This is a genomic window from Acaryochloris sp. CCMEE 5410 (assembly GCF_000238775.2).
Taxonomy (GTDB): Bacteria; Cyanobacteriota; Cyanobacteriia; order Thermosynechococcales; family Thermosynechococcaceae; genus Acaryochloris.
Genome location: NZ_AFEJ02000001.1, coordinates 2,089,493 through 2,109,764 on the forward strand (window position 1 = coordinate 2,089,493; position 20,272 = coordinate 2,109,764).

A 20,272-nucleotide genomic window follows, 5' to 3' on the forward strand; every position below is an offset into this window, starting at 1 on the left:
AATAACAATAAAGAAAACATGAACTCTCTTATAGCGTCATGCCTAGCATCTGTCAATATTGGTCAGCCCAATTGCTGACCAAATGACACAAATACAACCTTTCTTGGATGACTTTGAGCCAGACCTTCGATTTAATGACTACTCTAATGAGTACCCAGTTCCGTCTTGTCTCAAGCTTGATTCAGTATGCACTTCTTCTTAGAGAATATTGCAATCCTAAGGATCCCATCCCCAGAGACGTCCTCCATACTCGGAAATAGTCGGTCTTTTGTGAAGTAAAAGACCGGCAAGGTTAGACTGAAGCAATGGCTAAGACAACCGGTAAGTATTCTCGACTCCACAAGTTAGTTCAATATCTTCAACCCCATTGGCAGAGTGTCTTCTTGGGCATTTTGGCTCTGTTTATTGTCAATGGCCTAGGGACTTACTTACCCCTGCTGATCCGCAATGCCATTGATGACTTAGAGATTGCCTTTAGCTTTGGTCCCATCCTTCGCAACATTTTAGTCATTGCGGGTCTCGCTTCAATTATGTGGTGTTTCCGCATGGCCTCCCGAATTCTGTTATTTGGGACAGGCCGGCAAGTCGAATTCGATCTAAAGCAGCGAATGTTTGAACATCTCCTATCTTTGGAGCCGTCTTACTTCGCCGAAAACACTGCAGGTGACCTCATCAACCGCGCCACCAGCGACGTGGATAATATTCGTCGTCTAGTGGGCTTCGCGGTCCTAAGCTTGGCCAACACCTTATTTGCCTATGCCTTACGGCTGCCAGTCATGCTGGCAATCGACCCAGTGTTGAGTCTGACTGCCATCGCTGTGTATCCCCTGATCATGCTGTTAGTGCAATTCTTTAGCCATCGTCTACGTAGTGAGCAATTAGCCGTGCAACAGGCACTCTCCAATATGAGTGAGCTGGTTCAGGAAGATATGAGTGGCATTTCTCTCATTAAAATTTATGCCCAAGAAACCAATGAACAGTCCGAGTTTCAACATTTGAATCAAGCCTTATTAACTGCCAATCTAAAGCTAGCCAAGACCCGGAATATTCTATTTCCTGTTTTAGGAGGCATGGCCAGTATTAGTTTGCTAGTGCTTTTGGCGTTTGGAAGTCGGGCGATTCCATCTGGTGGGATTAGCGTCGGTGACTTTGTCGCCCTGCTGCTCTATGTTGAGCAGCTCATTTTCCCCACAGCCCTTTTGGGCTTCACCATTACTGCTTACCAACGGGGAGAAGTCAGTATCGACCGCATTGAAACTATTCTGGGGGTAGAACCTCATATTCAAAATACAGACCAATCCCAACGGTTAGATCAAGAACATGTTCAAGGCAAATTAACTGCAAAAAATCTAACCTTTAACTATCCCGGCGCGGCTACTCCTTCTTTAAAACAGGTCAGCTTTCAAATTCAGCCCGGAGAGACCGTCGCCATTGTCGGCCCCGTGGGCTCAGGGAAATCGACCCTGGCGAACGCCTTACCCCGTCTATTAGATATTTCGGCTGGGCAACTCTTTGTCGATGGTCATGATGTCACTCAAGTCCATTTGCGCGACTTGCGGAATGCAATTGCCTATGTGCCCCAAGATAGTTTCCTCTTCAGTACGAGTCTCAAAAACAACATTCGCTATGGCAATCCCCTTAGTGATGCGTCCGAGGTGGAATATGTGGCCAAACAAGCACAAATCCATGATGAGGTTTTGAACTTTCCCCAGCGGTATAAGACGATTGTGGGGGAGCGGGGCATTACGTTATCTGGAGGACAGCGCCAGCGAACGGCCCTATCGCGAGCATTGTTAGTAGATGCTCCTATTCTGATTTTGGATGATGCCCTGTCTAGTGTGGACAATCAAACGGCCACGGAAATCCTGAATAACCTATCAAGCGGCACTCAGCGCAAGACCGTGGTGTTTATTTCTCATCAATTGTCAGCTGCTGCGATCGCAGATCAGATCTTGGTGATGGATCAAGGCGAGATTGTCCAAATCGGCACTCATAATCATCTCGTCCAAGAACCGGGTCTGTACCAAACCCTATGGAATAAGCAGAAACTGGAAGAGCAGCTGTAATAGATCCCAGCCCTTGGCTCAACCCATCCGGCTAGCCTATTGCGTTCCCCTACAAAAGGGATTGTTTTGATTTCAATTTGATTAATTCTTTGAGAGTCGGAATGGGAAATAGCTGCGCCACTTGTTTATAGGGAGCAGTGATACCATCTGGCCCCACAACATAGTGGGTATCATCTTTATAAACACTATCAACCACCACACCCGCTTGGTAAGCCAAGGGATACCATTTTTCAAACTGGCGATCAATTAAGACCAAAGTACCTTGAGCATTGACTTGATAGGCTTTGCCCACATACCCTGCAGTGTCATAAAAGATCTGGTGGATATGTTGATCTAATTGGACTTCATCTGGGATTTGCGGTCGGTAAAACGCTTTAATTTCTGCTTCAACATCCAGTTCCTGTAGGCGAGTATGTAAGCCCTGCTTATCATCAGAGAAATAAGCTTCTCGAGCCCGCCCATCTTGCAAAAACTTAAGAATAATCCCCACAGGAACACCCTGCACGGTCAGAGAAGGACCCAACACAATCGCTGTCAGCACGGTAACGACCGTTAGACCTGCGCCTAGTTTGAGAAGAGTCGCTCGGATGGTTTTCTTAGCCATACCCCTAGTCTAGCGACTCAAAATCAAATGACCGGTATCTTCAATGCCCAGATAGAGATGACTCCGGATATCTGGAGAGCAATACCATGCCTTTCAACCCCTGATCCTTAGTGATAATTAACGATCCGCGCGAACCCGTCTCCCGCCAAACTAGCACCACCCACTAGGGCACCGTCTATCTCTGGCTGGGCCATGATTTCATCCACGTTATCCGGTTTAACCGAACCGCCATATTGAATGGTGACATCAGAGTTGGTTAAACGAGAACGGATTAAGCCAATCACCCGATTGGCCTCACTACTGGCGCAGGTGTCTCCTGTACCAATAGCCCAAATGGGTTCATAGGCAATAATTAAGTTCTGTTGATCAACCCCCACCAGACCTTTTTCAAGCTGCTCAAAGATAACCGCTTCGGTCTCGTTGGCATCCCGCTGCGCCTTTGATTCACCAACACAGAGAATGGGAGTCAGGCGATGATTTTGAGCGGCCTTGAGTCGCTGATTCACGGTGGCATCCGTTTCACCAAAAAACTGGCGACGCTCACTATGACCGATAACGACATAACGAACCCCAGTTTCCAGCAGCATCGGCCCAGAGATTTCGCCCGTAAAAGCACCGGTGTCTTCCCAGTGGATATTTTGCGCCCCGACTTGCACCCGACTGCCATGTAAGTTCTTAGAGAGGGCCGTCAATGTGGTGAAAGGTGCACAGAGAATCACATCTCGATCTTCAGGGGTATCTTGTAGCAGGGGTAGAAAGGTTTGCAAAAATTCCAGGGCCTCTGCCTGGGTTTTGTGCATTTTCCAGTTGCCTGCGATCACAATTTTTCGCACGGTAGTTTTATCTAAGTTTCGATTAAAGTTAATGCACTATTAAGTGTAAGGGCTTGGGTGACGCATTACTAGGACTGAGGGATCGAACCCTTACCCGGCTGCATATGGACCGTTGTGTTCCTGTATGGTCTTAGCCATTATTTCCGTGGCAGGCACCAGATGAATCTGCCTAAGACATAGGCAGCCAATGCTGCTGTTCCAGTCAACAGGATCTGCTCCAGCATTATGGCAGACATCCCAAATAAGACGCTCAACATTCAGCCATCCGTCCACTTTCGAACGATGCCTAAAGCCATATGGGAATTCACTTTCGCTAAAAAGAATACCGAAGTTGTATCGTTTCTTACCGAATAGCCGGGCCAAATTCGTTACTGTGCTCTCATGACTGTAATCTAGACTACACTTCATGCGGCTCGAGCAACTGCAAGCATTTTTATCGGTAGCCCAAACAGGGAGTTTCCAACAAGCGGCTAAGAAATGTGGGGTGACCCAATCAACCGTGAGTCGGCAAATTCAAGGACTGGAATCTGAACTAGGGCTCCCCCTCTTACATCGCGGTGCTCAAAGCAAACTCACTTTGGCAGGGGATCAGCTCCTCCCCCATGTGCGTAAAATTTTGACCGAATGGCAAGATGCCACCCAGGAGATCAATGATCTCCGAGCCGGTAAACAGCCTGAACTCTGCGTTGCGGCAATTCATTCCGTCTGTGCCCATTACTTACCGCCGGTGCTCCAGAAATTTTGCCAGCTCTATCCGGAAGTCCAATTGAGGGTCACTTCCTTGGGGAGCGACCGTTCTTTGAAAGTTCTCCAGGATGGTTTGGTTGACTTAGCCATTGTGATGAATAATCCGTTACTCACAAGCCGCTCAGAAAATGTTGTTGACTGGTTGTACAACGAACCCATTCAAGTTCTGATGTCTTCAGAACATCCTTTAGCATCTCACGGCGTTGTGCCTTGGCCTGAGTTAGCCAAATTCCCTCAAGTCATGTTCAAAGATGGGTATGGGATGCAGCGGTTGGTGCAGGATCAGTTCAAAAGCCAAGGTCTAGATCTGAAAGCGGTCCTTGAACTCAATACCCTAGATGCCTTTCGAGGCGTCATTCGCCAAGGAGAAATGATTTCTCTATTACCTAGGGGGGCTTTAGTCGATTCTCTCAACGATCCCTCCCTGGCGATTCGAGACTTGGCTGCCCCTGAAGCCAAGGATATGGATCCACCATTAAACCTGACTCGCGAAGTTGTGATGGTGACCACTCAGGACCGCTTGTTAATTCCACCTATTGCTAATTTTCGACGTTTAGTTCATGATTCATTCATCTCCAATATTCCATAAAGCCCATTAAGAGGAGATGTGGGTAAATTGCTACGCAAGTATCAAGGTGACCCTTGATTCTAGAGTTGGCAAAGTAAACAGCCATGAGTCAGATTTTTAGAGAATTTTTAAAAAAAGTCGGCAGTGGGAGGCATACCAGTAAAGATTTAACCAGAATCGAAGCCCAAACCGCCCTGGCGATGATGTTGCAGCAAGAAGCCACACCTGCTCAAATTGGGGCTTTTTTGATTGCGCACCGCATTAAACGACCCACGGGAATTGAGTTAGCCGGTTTTTTGGACGCCTATGAACAGCTCGGTCCGACCCTACCCGCTGTATCTGCGTCCTCTCCCGTGATCGTGTTTAGCGTTCCCTACGATGGGCGCTCCCGCACGGCTCCCGTCTTACCCATAACTGCCCTGGTTCTGGCCGCCTCTGGCTGTCCGGTGTTGCTGCATGGTGGAGATCGGATGCCCACCAAGTATGGCGTACCATTGGTGGATCTGTGGCAGGGATTAGGAGTGGATTGGTCCCATCGATATCTGTCTCAAATCCATCATGTTCTATCCAAATGTGGCCTCGGTTTTATCTATCTGCCGGAGCAGTTTCCGTTAGCCCAAGGCATGGTGGAGTTTAGGGATCAAGTGGGGAAGCGTCCGCCTCTAGCGACCACGGAGCTACTCTGGCAGCCCTACCTAGGGGAACATCATTTGATTACAGGTTTTGTCCATCCCCCTACGGAAAATATGATGCGGGAGGCTTTGGCCTTGAGAGGGATGGACCATTTCACCACGGTCAAGGGATTGGAAGGGAGTTGTGATTTGCCCCGCGATCGCAAAGCAATACTCGGTCTCAATCACCCCTCATCCGAACTAAACTGGCAACGCTTAATCCTCTCGGCTCGAGATTATGATCTCGGAGGACCTGAAATCCCCTACACTTCCACTGAAGCACTGCTAGAACAACTACATGCCGTCTTAAACGGCCAAACCTGCGAATTGATGCCTGCCGTCTTATGGAATGCAGGCTTCTATCTTTGGCATGTGGGGATTAGCTCCAGCTTGAATGACGGACTGCAAGCAGCAGAAAACCTATTAACCAATGGGACAGCCAAACAAACCCTTACCCAAGTCCAGGCATTCCTAGCAGACCTGTAAAAGAATGGAGAAATTTTTCTCCCCTCCATCATCATCGGTTTTGCCCCATTCAAAACGCTATGAACCAGCCAACATCCCTCACGCAACAGAATTATATTGTTGGTCTAGTCTTGGCAGGGGGACGAAGTCGACGCATGGGGTCGGATAAAGCGTTGCTCTATTGGCAGGGTGTCCCAATGCTCCAGCGAGTTTGTCGCGCTGCCCTGCAGTGCTGCGATCTCGTTTATGTACTCACCCCTTGGCCTGAACGCTATCAACCCGTGATACCGTCTTCCTGCATTGTTTTACAGGAACACCCACCTGACCAAGGCCCCTTAGTAGCACTATTAGCAGGCTTGAATCAACTCCAAACAACATGGGTACTTCTGCTAGCATGTGATTTGCCCCTCCTCCGTCCAGATATTCTCAGGGAATGGTTAACCTTATTGCCGGATACCCAAGCTTTAGCGCTAGTCCCCCATCAGCCTGAGCAATGGCAGCCCCTGTGTGGGTTCTACCATTATCAAAGCCGGTCATCTTTGCAGTCCTTTATCCAACAAGGCGGGCAATCTTTCCAGGATTGGCTATCCCGTCTTCCAGCCCAGAAAATTGCCCTAGATGCCCAATCCCAAGCCATGTTATGGAATTGCAACACTCCCCACGATTTAATCCCATCTGAGGTTTAGTACCATGTCTACGTCACCAGACTTTCCTGCCGAAGATAGTCTCTTTTTTCAGTTTGAGCAAGAGTTTATCGATGATTTACGCTGTATCCCCATGGCTGTCCGCTTCAAGCTTGACACCTGTGGCATCAAACTCAAGCTTGCCCAGTGGAATCAATTTAGTGAAGATGAACGAGAACAATTCACCTTTCAGCCCTGTTCCTCTGAAGATGAGATCGAGGACTATCGGGAATTTCTCCAAGATTTGATCTTTATGTATTCAGAAACAGAAGCTGCTGAAGTCCCGGTTGATGAAAATCCACCCTGGCTCGATGAAACCAAGATCCCATCTGATCTAGTTGCAAAAGCCAAATCCTGCAAGGCCACCATTAGCCTCAAACAGTGGAAAGGTCTCAGTCCCCTGCAGCGATTTGCTTTAATCAAGCTCAGTCGCCCCAGCCATGAGAACAAAAACTTCGAGCCAGCTTTAAAGGAATTCCAATTGGCCTAGCCCCCTACTGATCTGCAATCAATACCACTTGTTCGATGGGACGATCTCGTAATAGTCGCTTGGGCACCCCGCCTGGATGGGTCGCATAAATAGCGCTGCCATTGGTATAAACCACACCGCCATTAGCATCAACATCATAGGAGATGACCCCATCTCCAATTACCTGAACCTCACCATCTGGGCGCTGACAGACCAGTTGCCAAGATCGGGGTACGAGGGCAGGTGAGTCTTGATCTCCAAATCGGCGATTTTTCTCTGCTTCGGCTTCAGTATTGATGATATTGCCCCAAATCAGCAAGTCTTGTTTTGCCTGTATTTTGGGCTGACCGGGCTTGACTAATGGCTTCCCCGTATAGGTCTGGGTAAAGACATTGAGCCATTCATAAAGCGCCTGAATGAGTCGAAACGGCATCAGAAGAATATCTTTGAGCAGGGTCAAGATATTCAACCGCTTTTGGCTAGTTTGATAGGGGCGCCGAATGTAATACAGCGAGCCATCCGCTACCATCTTGGGAGCGAGCAAATCAAATTGGTCACTCTCTGCTACCGTGGTCATTTCTCCTGACTGAAAATCCAATTGTTCAATCGAAAAAGGACTTTGCTCTAGGACGAACCCTTCTGAGTTGCGGGCAATACCGGCAGACTGAAAAACCAACGCTTTTTGAGCCCCAGGCAGCCATTGGGGTGCCAAATCAATAGAGTCACCGGCAGTGATCTCTTTGGGTCTGGCCCCATCAATCGGCATCACTGCGATATTGGCAGAACCATCTTTGTGCATAACGGTACAAGCAAACTCATCTTTTTGGGGATGAACGTTCAAATGCTGAACCGCAAAATCGGAATTATGAAATAGACGCTGTTCTTGGTCTTGCGCAGCATCTAAGGTAAACACACCAGTCACATCCCCCACGGCCAGAGTATAAAGCAATTGACCTGGGCTGCAAGGACTGACGGATCGGATGGCAACGGGGAGTTTGGCCTCTCCCATCGCTTCCATTTGTTGTAAGAACGCTTGGGGAATCATGCCTGCCATAGGATTTTTATCCTTCCAAGCATTTCGCTGCTGACGTTTTAGGGTCCGGTCCTGTACCTCTTGCCCAAATTGGCTATCAATCGTTCGAACAGGGTCATCGCCTAATTTGAGGTGTAATTTACCACCTGCAAGGTATGCAAAGTTAAGGCTCATAGGTGCAGGAATGAAATGTGGTGAATATCTACGATAGCAATTTTATTGACAACTCAATCAGTCTTTGTCCTTGGGGACTGCAGCTACACCTCAGCCGTTGATCCTCAAAGAAAGAAGATTGCAAGGAATACTAAAGCCTGAAGGATAGTGTTGACCTACATCCGTAGATGACACACTTATCCTTGGGAACTAGAATCGGCTCTCTGCTTATCCTTATGGGATAGCTTGAGAATAGGGCTATAGCCCCACTAAGAGATTGGTACTACTGTCCCTGTCCCGTTGAACAGGTTATCCCTGAGTACCTAGTATTTCAGCCAAGCATCAGGGATAACGGTCAACGAAAGCGAGTGAAACTGGATTAGCTTTTTGCCTTAGCCAACATCAAGTTGGACTCATTTGGCCCAAAGTTATAGCCAATACCAAAATTGAGCCGCTGAATATTGGCATTCTTCTGATAAATCTGATTGAGATCTGTCTGGTATTCTTCCGCCGTAAAGGGCGCTCGAGGTGCAGTGTAATTCCCGTAAAACGTTAGATTCCACTTATTATCCTCAAACACTCGCACTGGCATGCCCGAATCATCCTGTAATAAATTCGTGGCCTTTGACAAGGTTAACTCTCGAATTTGTTTGAAGGCTGAGTCATAGTGCATCAAATAAGACGCGGCTTTTAGGTAAGTATTCGGTTGATCCAGATTGTTGACAAACTGAGCCAACTGAGGGGTTTTCTTGAGACCATCATCCGAGAGATCGGTCGAGAAATAGTACAAAGTCCGAGGCTTTTCCTCATTTGCTGCGGTGAACGTCACCTTTACTCCAGGGACCATCCCCTTAGCTTTCTCATCGGTGGGTTGAACCGTCCCACTGCTATCAATGCCAATGTATTCCACATCCAATACTCGGTTCTGGGTTCGAGCGAGAAATACCAATAAAACCGGTAACACCCCTTGTTTCTGCAAATCCACCTTCATATCGTTGGTGCGAAAGAAACTATATTGCAGGATGGCAAATAACGAATTCTTAGCCTCTAAAAGCTTCAAGTTTTGCTGGTCGGGGGATAACTGAGAAAAATCAGGCAGCGGCCCTACGGGTTCCAACGCAATCAACACATATTCTTCGGCCTTGGGGAAAAAGGTGTTGGCATAGAGAATATCAGGGCCACTAAAGGGGTAAAACAACGGTTGGGTGGAGTTATGCAAATCAGCAATCTCCGTAGCTGCCCATTGCCGAACCTTGGACAGCTGTTGATTTTCTAGCTTACCGAAGGCATCTTCTAAAAAGTTGTGGTGACTTATCCAGGTGGGCCGGTTTTGCACCTCACTAAACTCACTATCATCACCGACTTTCATCCCTGCCAATAGCTTGGAAATATCCGTCCAACGCGCTGCTTTGGCTTCATCAATTTGAGGCGTAGTCGGTGTTTCCCCTGGTGAGCCTTCGGGAGAGGTTGAAGGGGCCGAAGCGGTTTCTGTTTTCGCCGCGGTGGTGGACTGATTAGCGGAATCACAGGACTGGAGTCCTCCGCCCAATAGTAGGGCTGCCGTTAAGAGTAGGGATAAGCGCATATTTTTCATAATGGTTGAGAGGTCTATGCCAGTTTCTGCTTAGAGGCAATGAAATAGAGCGGGAGGCCTAAAAGAATCGTCCCTAAGCCTGCCAAGGATTCCATCGGTTTTTGCTGGAGTAAAAACACTAGAACCCATACACTCATTGCGAGGAAGATTAAAGGGGTAATGGGATAGCCCCAGGTTTTGTAAGGTCGGGGTAAGTCTGGGAACCGAAAGCGAGACACAAATACACCTAACACGGTCAAAAAAGAAGACAGGATCAGCGTAAATTCTAAGTAGGTCAACACTGTTTCAAACTGCTTCATAATCACTAAAGCAATCACGATAGCGAGCTGAAGTAAGAGCGCATAGTAGGGAACGCCACTGCGATTCTTCTTGGCCAAGACTTGAAAGAAAGGAATATCTTCTCCAATCGATTGGGTTACCCTTGGCCCCGCCCATACCATCGAGCTAATGGAAGAGATTAAACCCAAGGAGATAAATAGAGCCATCAGCTCAGCGCCAGGAAACCCCAAAATGGGATTGCCCTTAAAGATTTGATCGGCAGCAATATAGCCGACTTCTAGCTTCCCGGCCATCAAATCGATGGGGGTGGTGTAGAGAAAAATAAAGTTAATCAGTAGGTATAAAACCATAACAATGGCAGTTCCCAACAAAAGAGAACGGGGTAGGTTCTTCTCTGGGGATTTGACTTCACTGGCTAGGTACACCGCTGAGTTCCATCCTGAGTAGGAGTAGGTGACATACACCAAAGAAATGGCAAAGGGGGCACTCATAACTTGAGATAGGTCTGCTTGGGTGGGTGCGAAATTGATCTCTTGGCCCGTCCCCAACGCAAACCCGGCGACAACTAGAAACACAATCAGCAGGACTTTGAGCAAGGTGAAGATCTGCTGAAAAGAGCTACCCAATTTGAGATTTTGGGAGTGAATCAAGGTCACGAGAAGAACTACAGCCAAGCCAATAATGGTGGGATCCGCTGTAGGAAATACTTTGGCAAAATAGGTGCCTAAGGCAATCGCCATCAGGGCAATCGGTGCAGCAAAGCCAACGGTCACCGAGACCCAACCGGACAAGAAACCTATGACCGGATGGTAAATCTGGGAAAGGAAATGATACTCACCGCCAGACCGAGGCATGGATGCACCGAGTTCTCCATAAGCAAGAGCACCACAAAGGGCATAGACGCCTCCTGCTAACCACAGAAAAAGTAATGAAAACCCCGATTGAATGCCTGCGACTTGAAATCCGAGACTGGTGAAAACCCCAATCCCAATCATATTGGCAATGACCAAGCACGTTGCCGTAAACAGGGTGACTTGCCTGGATGTCTCTGGGGCCGCGACAGGCGCGCTGTCGACAGGGTGAGATGGATTGAATCCGGTCATAAATATCAGAAAAACTTGTCAGTAGATAGAAATCTTTTACAAGCTAGCGAACGCTACTTGCCCCGAACATTCACCGTTTGTCTGGTGTTAACGGTGATCCGGGTCAGAGTTCTGACAAAGCGTACCCATCTGTATGGGCGGATCTGACAATGCTTGTAGGAAGATTTTTACCGTAGTCACAAATTAAGGATTTGGCGATTCATTTCTACCGCTCTCCCCTCAATTTTTAAGGTCTGGATTTCAAGGCCAAGAGACCATTAAGAAGATTCTAATCGTTGAATATAGTGAAAAATGGAAGTTTGGGGTCAGATCTTAAAGAACCACTGCTGTCGATAAAGGATATAGGCCACAATCCACCAAAAACAGAGGGTCAGAAATGCAAAAAGGAACGACCCAAGATCTGGACTCGCCCACGTCAAGAATAGATGTTGAAATAACCACGTAAAGGCGTTGATAGCATCCTCTCCAGATCCCAGTTTGGTGAGGACTAAGACTTTAATTACCAACACCGATGCCATAAACACTGCAATGGAATTGAGACCTAGAACCTCAAAAGGCTTGCTCCAGAGACGGATGCGTCGGACTTCGATCAACTCATAGCAGACCGCTAGCAGAATCAGGGCAATGCCGACGGTAAACAAGACATAGGAACTCGTCCATAGCTTTTTGTTAATGGGGAACCAAATACTCCATAACAGTCCCAAGCCTGTGCTGAACAAACCATAGGAGGCCAGGGCCAAGCTTTGGCGACTGGTTTTAATCTTGAGACCGCTACCTCGTTTCCGAATCCAGTCTCCCGCAAAATAGCCCAGTAGCACGGTTGCGATCGCAGGCAAAGTACTAAACAAGCCTTCTGGATCACCCATGGAATTAAACTGATCCCCCACGTATAGGTGGGACGAACCAATAATCAGACGGTCAATATAGGCTCCAAAATTACCCGTACGGGTCAAGTTCCCAGGTCCAAATTCTGGCACCGGGATAAACGAAAGTGCCAGCCAATATCCCACCAGTAGCAGCCCTGTTAGACCCCATTGGCTCTTTCGGGGCAGCTTTAAGATGACGAATGCAGAGGCTAAATAGGTCAAGCTAATCCGCTGCAGAATTCCCATCACCCGCAGCGTACTGAAGTTAAAGGACCAAAACCCATTGAGAAATAACCCCAATCCAAACAGCACAGCGCTACGTCGGAGGATTTTTAGGTAGACAGCCCGTTTAGGTTGAGTCAAGGAAGCTGTGTGTCTGGCCATGGAAAACGCCATTGATGCACCCAGAACAACTAAGAAGAAAGGGAACACCAAATCTGCCAAAGTCCAGCCATGCCAATCGGCATGGAGGAGTTGAGGATAGGCTTCTTTGACTAAACCTGATTTATTGACCAAAAGCATGCCAGCAATGGCGATCCCCCGAAACACATCCAGGGAACTAAAGCGTGACGAGGAAGAAGAATAGGTCATAGATCGTCGGGTAGCCGTCTCCATCATGATCTAGCAGGTGGAGCAGTAGGGGCAATATTTACACGTTGAGAGACATCCTACTGGTATTCGTTCCTGCTCTAGACAAAGAGAGTCACATTCTTTAAGGATTTCTGCCCTATAGCCTAGAACCATTCTGCAGTAGTGATCATTCTTAAGGAACAGTGAAGATCTCAGATTAGTTCTAGCCCCCCTAAAGTAGACTCGCTACGATGGAAGCGAGGCTATCCATTTTTTTATAAAAGAAGGAAATAGAAGAGTCATTTACATAGTTGTTTAGGGAAAAATGGATTTGAAGGTGAAACGCCAGCCACATTGAACGTCCAGTCGTTACCGATCGAGTTCTAACTGACGGTTTACCTATGGTTTGGCTTTATCTAAGGGTTTGCAGTTAATCAAGTAATGTTTGGTAAAAATTTAAGAGTCCGTGTCGTCAACCGACAGTACGCAGGGTTGGCGGCAGCTTGTTTGTGCCTTGGTGTTGGCTCCCTCATTCTTCAAACAACGTTGAATCAGGTTTCCATTGGGGGCATTCCAGAAGATATCAGTGGGTTGGAAGAGAATACGTTGATCACGGAGTCTGATTCAGGATTTCGTCTCGCCTTGAAAAAGATAGACGACATGGATCGTAAACAACGTCGCCATTATCACCCCCCAGTTAAATTTCAGGGACTAACTATTAATGGAGTAAGACTGCCCACCAACAAAAAAGTGATTGCCCTAACCTTTGATGATGGCCCTTGGCCCAAAACAACAGCCAAGATGCTGGATATCCTCAAAGAACATGATGTAGAAGCCACATTTTTTGTCTTAGGTAGTAATGTCAGCCGTTTTCCCAAGTTACTGAAGCGAGTTGCCAAGGAAGGCCATGCCATTGGCAATCACACCTGGAGTCATAAATATGGTTATCACCCGCCAGCGCTAGCTCAACGCGAGATTCAACGGACTGCTGAGGAAATAGAGAAACATACCGGATTTAGAACCTCTCTCTTCCGCCCACCGGGTGGCTTCCTGCACAATGGACTCGTGGCCCATGTTCGCGCCCAAAAGTATGTCACGCTTATGTGGACGGTGGACGATACCTATCGAGGTACGGTTGACCAAGCCATTGATAACGTTGTCAAGAATGCTTCACCGGGAGGCATTGTGCTGATGCATGATGGCGGTGGCGATCGAAAGCTAATGATCCAAGCATTGCCTCATATCATCACTCGCCTCAGACAGCAGGGCTATCGGCTAGTGACCATTCCCCAATTGTTAGAAATGGCAAAAAAATAATTTGGGACTTGGATAGTCACTGATAACCCCTTCCTGTTGCCCAGAATCTTGCAGGTTGAGCAATAGTAGATTGATATACTACGCTCACCCCCAGCGATTTATCATCTCTTGGTAATTGATTTAGAGCAAAAAATAGCTAAATTACGGGCTTCTCTCAGGCCTGGGCAGCAAGAATTAGCAGATTGGCAAGCCGGTCCGCTTGCTGTTTCTGCTGTCCCAGGCGCAGGGAAATCCTATGGCATGGCGGTAGCTGCAGCGATTACCCTTGGGCGTAAAAACCTCAACCGTGCCCAACAGCTCGTAATTGTTACTTTCACTCGCTCAGCGGCAACACATCTCAAACAACAGGTTCGTAAACATTTACGCGAGCTACAGCTGCCCTTAGGTGGGTTTACCGTGCAAACCTTACATGGGTTAGCCCTCAATATTGCCTCCCGTCATCCCCAACTTTCGGGGATTCATTTAGACCAAGTCACCCTGATTACCCCCAACCGCCACCATCGCCTCTTGCGCCAATGCGTCGAACAATGGGTGGCGGATCATCCTCAGGCGTACCAAGAGCTTCTGGTTCGAGGAGCCTTTGACGGAGAAGAAACAGAGCGGTTACGTCGGCAGTCAGTGTTGAGATCGGATTGTTTGCCGGAGTTGGCTGCGATCGCAATTCGTGAAGCCAAAAGTTCGGGACTCAGCCCTCAGCAGCTCTATGCTTTAGCCGAACAGGTGCAAGATGAGGTATCTGTACTTGCCATTGCCGCTGGTCTTTACGAACGATACCAACGACTACTCGAAGCTCAACAGCTCATTGACTATGACGATATGATCCTAGCGGCTTTGCAGGTGCTCGATAACCAGAGCGCTCGCCAAGTCTGGCAAAAACAAGTCTTTGCCGTATTCGAAGACGAAGCCCAGGATTCAACCCCACTCCAATTCCGTTTACTGAACGGATTAGCTAGTCACGAGGCCTCCAAAGCAAAACCCAATCTAGTCCGCGTTGGCGATCCCAACCAAGCCATCAACTCCACCTTTACCCCTGCCGATCCCATTTTCTTCCGAGACTTCTGTCAACAGAGCCAGGCTCAACAGCGATTAGCAACCATGAATCAGGCCGGACGCAGCTCTGCCATCATCATTCAGGCTGCTAATTTTATGCTGGACTGGATCAATCAGTCTCAGTTAGCAGGACAAGAACAACCCTTTCAACCTCAGACGATTCAAACGGTGACCAAGCACGATCCTCAAGCCAACGCAAATCCAGCTCATGAAGGACGAGGACTAGAGATATACACACCTGAAGATGTTTACCAAACGGCTGATCTCATCGGCCAGCGGGTCTGCCAACTGCTGACGGATCACCCAGACGCAAATGCAGCCATCCTAGTTCGGGAAAATAAACAAGGGAGCTTTCTAGCAGAGCGTCTTAATCACCCGGATCAAATGGTGACTCTAGCCGCTCATGGCATTGAAATCCTCGATGTGGGAGGTGGCAGCCGCCAGACGCAAGTTCCCTTTGAAATGCTGACCATTTTGCAGTTTTTGGCCCGTCCCCATTCTCCCAACACCCTCAAAGCAGCCCTGCAAATTTTCGTCGATCGGCAACTCATCCCAGCCCAAGAGGTCCATCCTTTAGCCAGTCAACCTGAAATTTTCCTCTATCCAGGCCCGTTAGATCCACCCCAGTCGGAGCAGGTGCAGGAAGCCAGTAGTTTTTGCTGCAAGCTGTTGCGATCGCGGTGGGAATTGCCCCATTATCGGCTGATTTCTTTTTTAGCCCTATCCCTGAAATACAATCCCGCCGAGCTAGCCACTGCCGATAAATTAGCAGCACGACTCGCACAACAAACCCAAGGGGCACCGTCGATGACAACGACCTTGCCCATTTTGCAAGAACTCATCAGTGCCGAACGGTTCGATCCCGTTGACGTCGAAGATGTTGAGTCTCAATATTTGCGCCCTCGCCAACTCACAATCATTACCATGCACAAAGCTAAGGGGCTGGATTGGGATTTTGTATTTCTGCCGTTTCTACATGCCCGCATTATTCCAGGGGAACTAAGAATTCCTGCCCCTAGCCAATTCCTTGGTCCTTTCAGTTTGGCAGAAGTGGCTCGCGCACAAATCCGAGCTAATGTCCACAAGCAGTTTCCACTACCGAATATGGAAGAGGCATGGCAACGGGCTAGCGATCTTAAACGTGCAGAAGAATTTCGTCTACTCTATGTTGCCATGACCCGAGCCAAACGACTGTTATGGATGTCTGCAGCCCAACAAGCCCCCTACAATTGGAACTGGTTTGACTGGCAACGCCAAACTAAGCTAGACAAGCAGACTCCTTGTCCTGTCCTGAGGCCCTTACAGGCTCAATTCCAATCCGATCACCCCCCTAACTCAACGCCGTCCAGGATTTGAACTCCACCTATGCTGAATCAAATGCTGCTTCTACAGACAGCATAAATGAGGATCGTTGTTCTTGTTATACTTCTTCGTAGTACATTGAAGCATAGAAGCCATACTATTCCTCTTCAACATCTGTAAATCAGTTCTCTATGGCAATACAGCTAAACTCTGTGGTCCCCTTTGGGCGCTCACGGAATGAATACATCAAAATGTTTAATCTCACGGCGGCTGATTTAAGCCGTTCAATGCTAGGGGCGGGAGATGGTCCTGCAAGTTTTAATGCTGAGTCCACTCCCCTGGGGAGCAAAATTATTTCTGTCGATCCGATCTATGAATTGAGCGGTGCAGCCATTCAGCAGAGATTTGAAACCGTTCTAGATGACATTATCAATCAGGTCAAAGCAACGTCTCAAGATTGGGTTTGGTCCTATCATTCATCTCCCGAAGACCTCCGTCACAATCGTATTCAAGCCATGCAGACTTTCCTGCAAGATTATGAGCTGGGAAAACAACAAGGTCGGTATCAAACTGCAGCATTACCCACACTGCCATTTCCTGATCAAACCTTTGAACTCGCATTGTGTTCCCATTTTCTCTTCTTATATTCCCAGCAGTATGATGTGGCTTTTCATCTAGCGTCCATTCGTGAACTGCTGCGAATCAGCGCTGAAGTGCGCATCTTTCCTTTGCTAACGTTGATGCTGGAACCCTCGCCCTACCTCCAACCTATTATTCAAGCTTGTCAAGATTGGGGATATGCTACCTCCATTGAAACCGTTGGTTATGAGTTACAGAAAGGGGGGAATCAAATGCTGGTCATCCATGCCCCCTAGCTGGACTCAACACACCACTACCCAATCCCTGGGCTCCAAGCAGTCTTGTTCAACACGATGCCAACAGCCTATGGTCAGCAGAAAAAATCCCAAATGATTGAAATCTCAGTCAAGCCAACAGAATTTTGCATAATTAAGAGAGCTTCCGGTCACAAAGCCAGAGATTGGTTCTGCCCGGTTGATGTCTTATCTCTTTCCTATGCGAGTGACTTCTACTTCCCCCAATACTGATGAGGCCATCAAAACCCGTAAGGCCGACCATCTCCGCATCTGTTTAGATGACAAAGTCCAGTGCAAATCAATCACCACTGGTTTTGAACAGTACCGTTTCCAACACTGCTGCTTACCAGAGTTAGCTCTGGAAGATATCCAGTTATCTACAACCTTTTTAGGTAAGCCTTTGGGAGCACCGCTGTTGATCTCATCCATGACAGGGGGAACTGAGCTAGCCAAAACCATTAATCAGCGGTTAGCGATCGTTGCTCAAGAGTTCAAGATTGCCATGGGCGTGGGATCACAACGAGTGGCTATGGAACATCCTCAAGTTGCGGATACCTTTGCCGTGCGATCCCATGCACCAGACATTCCCCTATTTGCCAACTTAGGAGCAGTCCAGCTTAACTATGGCTATAACTTAGATGCCTGCCGCCGCAGCATTGATTTACTAGAAGCCGATGCCTTAATTTTGCACCTCAATCCTCTCCAAGAATGCATTCAAAGTCGCGGCGATACCAACTTCCGCAATCTGTTTACGCAAATTGGCAAACTCTGCCAACAGCTCCCTGTTCCTGTCATTGTCAAAGAAGTTGGCAACGGTATTTCTGCTCCTTTAGCCATACGCTTAGTGGAAGTTGGTGTCGCGGCTATTGATGTAGCCGGTGCGGGCGGCACGTCCTGGGCCAAAGTCGAAGGAGAACGGGCAGAAGATATCCGTCAGCGTCGACTCGGCCAAACCTTCTCAGATTGGGGTTTACCCACCGCAGAATGTGTGGCGTCCATTTTTCAAGCCAATTCTAAGATCCCATTAATTGCCTCTGGTGGCCTACGCAATGGCCTCGATGCTGCTAAAGCACTGGCCCTAGGAGCTGATATAGCAGGAATGGCTTATCCATTCTTACAAGCTGCCCATGAATCAGAAGCCGCTTTACACACTCTTATGGACATGCTCATTGCTGAGTTAGAAACGGTACTCTTTTGCACCGGGAATGCAACGATAGCAGACTTACAAGCCTCTCCATGCCTGCTCCAAAGCCCATAACCAACAGATAATGCCTCCCTTTGGATGTCTTTTTATATCCCAAACAAGATCTGAATACGGCGACGGATCCAGATAAAAGGATCGTCTCCCGCCGATTCTGATGGATTAATCTGCGTCAAGCCCAATTCTTCAAGCACTTGCTGCCTCTGAGAGAGAGACTTTGCAATCTCTTCGGCTAACGCTTTGTAATTCTGGAGTAATTTTTGTAACGCTTGTCGATCGACTACAAATAAGGTTGTCGCTTCAAGAACTCGCATGGTTGCCGTTCGTGGTGCCCCGGTTAATAAAGAAATCTCACCAAAAAAGTCACCAACACCTAAGATGGCGATTTGGCGATTGAGTTTTTGAGAATAGACTTCTACTTGGCCTGAAAGGATAACGTAAAAGGACTCACCTGATTCATTTTCCCGAAAAATCACTTGCTCAGGAGCATAAAACTGTCGATATCCTTGTTCAATTAATACTCTCAATTGAGCATTCGTACAGTTTTCAAAATAGCTGACCTTACGCAGTAAGACCCGTAAGGTGCTGTTCTTAGTGACTTTAATTCCCGTCTTTAGTTTGAGCCCCTCCCCGCTAGCAACCGTTGGCAGTGGAGCAGCAGCCTCTGGTTTAGGTTGTAAAGCCTGGGCCAACGCTTCAGGATTCTTTAACCACAGCTCTCGTTGGGGAAAAGGAATTTGGATGTTCTTACGATTTAATTCTTGTTCAATCAAAAAATTGAGCGAACTCTTGATGGGTTCAAAATCACAAGGTTGGTTTATCCATGCTAATAATTCAAATTTATAAGCATCATCTCCAAAAGATTTGAACCATACCTGCGGAGGAGGGTACTTTAAGACTCGCGATTCTGACCGCGCTGCGATCAATAAGGCTTCTGTCACTAAAACCGTATCGGTACCATAGGCAACACTCACAGGAATATGCAAGCGACTTTCTGGCGTTTGGTAAGTCCAATTGATGACGTTTTTAGCAAAAAACCGTTGATTAGGCACTACAACAAACAGCCGATCTTGAGTCCGAACAATCGTCGAACGAATCGAAATTCGCTCAATAGTCCCTAACAAACCATCTACTTCTACAAAATCTCCGACCCGGATTTGCTGTTCCAGTAATAGGGTCAAACCACTCACGAAGTTACTGGCTAGCTCTTGCAAACCAAAACCTAAACCTAAACCCAAAACACCAGCAATAACAGCCAATGAGCTCAGATCTATCCCTACCGATTGGAGAAGAATGATGAAGCCAATCAGACCAAAGGTATAGCTGATGATGGTAGAGATGGCGGCTTGTGCTCCCCGCTCCATACGAGTCTGGGGAAGAATGCTCTTCTTAAGCCACTGACCACATAACCGAGCGCCCACAAAAACCAAAACAGTTATTGAGACAAAGATGATGAGCGTCAACAAGGAGATCGGATTCTTCCGTTCTCCGACATCCGTAAAAGGGGTATTCAACGCTCCCCAAAACTTGTCAGGAAAAGCTGCCAGACCAGTGATAAACAACTGTCTGATAGGTTGGAGGGCAGGGATGAGCGTCAAGATATTGTAAAAGGCGACTAGCCAAATCCCGAGTCTTAATCCAAACAGCAAACACCGTTGTAAAAGGGGGTAAATCGCTCGACCTTTTTTGGGGACCGTTCTCAAACGCCCCTGCATCCAGCGCCCCATCAACCCATCTGAGATCGCAGCTCCTCCCAAGATCCCCACAACAATGAATAGGTTCTTGAGGAAATGAACATCAACAGCGAATAGAGTCATTTGCCT

Annotated in this window: 17 protein-coding genes; 9 read left to right on the forward strand and 8 right to left on the reverse strand. The window is 47.7% G+C overall.

The genetic code is table 11. From position 1 onward, the window contains the following. The first annotated feature begins 305 nt into the window (after nucleotides 1–305). On the forward strand, nucleotides 306–2,066 hold the full coding sequence (locus ON05_RS09370; protein WP_010475327.1) for an ABC transporter ATP-binding protein: 1,761 nt from the start codon (nucleotides 306–308) through the stop codon (nucleotides 2,064–2,066). Between the two features lie 49 nt (nucleotides 2,067–2,115). Here ON05_RS09370 and ON05_RS09375 read toward each other — a convergent pair whose 3' ends face one another. The 3 genes from ON05_RS09375 to ON05_RS09385 form a co-directional block, all read right to left on the reverse strand. Next, on the reverse strand, nucleotides 2,116–2,670 hold the full coding sequence (locus ON05_RS09375) for a hypothetical protein (protein ID WP_010475328.1): 555 nt from the start codon (nucleotides 2,668–2,670) through the stop codon (nucleotides 2,116–2,118). A 107-nt stretch (nucleotides 2,671–2,777) separates the two neighbouring features. Then, entirely contained in the window at nucleotides 2,778–3,503 is a 726-nt protein-coding gene (gene tpiA, locus ON05_RS09380) for a triose-phosphate isomerase (protein ID WP_029315295.1), read from the reverse strand. A gap of 90 nt (nucleotides 3,504–3,593) precedes the next feature. Further along, nucleotides 3,594–3,911, reverse strand: a complete 318-nt coding sequence (locus ON05_RS09385; protein WP_010475330.1) for a hypothetical protein — start codon at nucleotides 3,909–3,911, stop codon at nucleotides 3,594–3,596. On the opposite strand from ON05_RS09385, the gene ON05_RS09390 reads away from it, so the two are divergent. The 4 genes from ON05_RS09390 to ON05_RS09405 all read left to right on the forward strand — a co-directional run bounded on the left by ON05_RS09390 (nucleotide 3,910) and on the right by ON05_RS09405 (nucleotide 7,127). After that, nucleotides 3,910–4,839 carry a LysR family transcriptional regulator gene (locus tag ON05_RS09390; protein ID WP_010475331.1) on the forward strand — a complete coding sequence of 310 codons (930 nt, stop codon included), beginning with the start codon at nucleotides 3,910–3,912 and terminating at the stop codon, nucleotides 4,837–4,839. The two genes, ON05_RS09385 and ON05_RS09390, sit on opposite strands and share 2 nt — an antisense overlap. 83 nt (nucleotides 4,840–4,922) lie before the next feature. Further along, nucleotides 4,923–5,975 (forward strand): anthranilate phosphoribosyltransferase family protein, encoded by a 1,053-nt coding sequence (locus tag ON05_RS09395; protein ID WP_010475332.1) that lies wholly within the window; start codon nucleotides 4,923–4,925, stop codon nucleotides 5,973–5,975. A gap of 59 nt (nucleotides 5,976–6,034) precedes the next feature. Then, nucleotides 6,035–6,640 (forward strand): molybdenum cofactor guanylyltransferase, encoded by a 606-nt coding sequence (locus ON05_RS09400; RefSeq protein ID WP_010475333.1) that lies wholly within the window; start codon nucleotides 6,035–6,037, stop codon nucleotides 6,638–6,640. Nucleotides 6,641–6,644: 4 nt separating this feature from the next. After that, on the forward strand, nucleotides 6,645–7,127 hold the full coding sequence (locus tag ON05_RS09405; protein WP_010475334.1) for a nitrate reductase associated protein: 483 nt from the start codon (nucleotides 6,645–6,647) through the stop codon (nucleotides 7,125–7,127). Between the two features lie 4 nt (nucleotides 7,128–7,131). Here ON05_RS09405 and ON05_RS09410 read toward each other — a convergent pair whose 3' ends face one another. The 4 genes from ON05_RS09410 to ON05_RS09425 all read right to left on the reverse strand — a co-directional run bounded on the left by ON05_RS09410 (nucleotide 7,132) and on the right by ON05_RS09425 (nucleotide 12,725). Beyond that, on the reverse strand, nucleotides 7,132–8,313 hold the full coding sequence (locus ON05_RS09410; RefSeq protein ID WP_010475335.1) for a hypothetical protein: 1,182 nt from the start codon (nucleotides 8,311–8,313) through the stop codon (nucleotides 7,132–7,134). A 358-nt stretch (nucleotides 8,314–8,671) separates the two neighbouring features. Next, the gene (locus ON05_RS09415) at nucleotides 8,672–9,886 is read right to left on the reverse strand and encodes a hypothetical protein (RefSeq protein ID WP_010475337.1); all 1,215 of its coding nucleotides are present in this window, start codon (nucleotides 9,884–9,886) and stop codon (nucleotides 8,672–8,674) included. Nucleotides 9,887–9,900: 14 nt separating this feature from the next. Continuing rightward, nucleotides 9,901–11,268, reverse strand: coding sequence for an APC family permease (locus tag ON05_RS09420; RefSeq protein ID WP_010475339.1), 1,368 nt, complete (start codon nucleotides 11,266–11,268; stop codon nucleotides 9,901–9,903). Nucleotides 11,269–11,573: 305 nt separating this feature from the next. Then, nucleotides 11,574–12,725 (reverse strand): acyltransferase family protein, encoded by a 1,152-nt coding sequence (locus tag ON05_RS09425; protein ID WP_010475340.1) that lies wholly within the window; start codon nucleotides 12,723–12,725, stop codon nucleotides 11,574–11,576. Between the two features lie 420 nt (nucleotides 12,726–13,145). Between ON05_RS09425 and ON05_RS09430 the strand changes: the two genes are divergently transcribed. The 4 genes from ON05_RS09430 to fni all read left to right on the forward strand — a co-directional run bounded on the left by ON05_RS09430 (nucleotide 13,146) and on the right by fni (nucleotide 18,506). Continuing rightward, the gene (locus ON05_RS09430) at nucleotides 13,146–14,021 is read left to right on the forward strand and encodes a polysaccharide deacetylase family protein (RefSeq protein ID WP_010475341.1); all 876 of its coding nucleotides are present in this window, start codon (nucleotides 13,146–13,148) and stop codon (nucleotides 14,019–14,021) included. A 108-nt stretch (nucleotides 14,022–14,129) separates the two neighbouring features. Then, the gene (locus ON05_RS09435; RefSeq protein ID WP_010475342.1) at nucleotides 14,130–16,427 is read left to right on the forward strand and encodes an ATP-dependent helicase; all 2,298 of its coding nucleotides are present in this window, start codon (nucleotides 14,130–14,132) and stop codon (nucleotides 16,425–16,427) included. Nucleotides 16,428–16,564: 137 nt separating this feature from the next. Continuing rightward, complete coding sequence (locus tag ON05_RS09440; protein ID WP_029315296.1) at nucleotides 16,565–17,248, forward strand: hypothetical protein; 684 nt, start codon at nucleotides 16,565–16,567, stop codon at nucleotides 17,246–17,248. A gap of 181 nt (nucleotides 17,249–17,429) precedes the next feature. Continuing rightward, nucleotides 17,430–18,506: a type 2 isopentenyl-diphosphate Delta-isomerase gene (fni, locus tag ON05_RS09445; RefSeq protein ID WP_010475344.1), complete on the forward strand. Its 1,077-nt coding sequence runs from the start codon at nucleotides 17,430–17,432 to the stop codon at nucleotides 18,504–18,506. A gap of 32 nt (nucleotides 18,507–18,538) precedes the next feature. Here the strand turns inward: fni and ON05_RS09450 are convergent, their stop codons facing one another. Continuing rightward, on the reverse strand, nucleotides 18,539–20,266 hold the full coding sequence (locus ON05_RS09450; RefSeq protein ID WP_010475350.1) for a cyclic nucleotide-binding domain-containing protein: 1,728 nt from the start codon (nucleotides 20,264–20,266) through the stop codon (nucleotides 18,539–18,541). Nucleotides 20,267–20,272 lie beyond the last annotated feature (6 nt).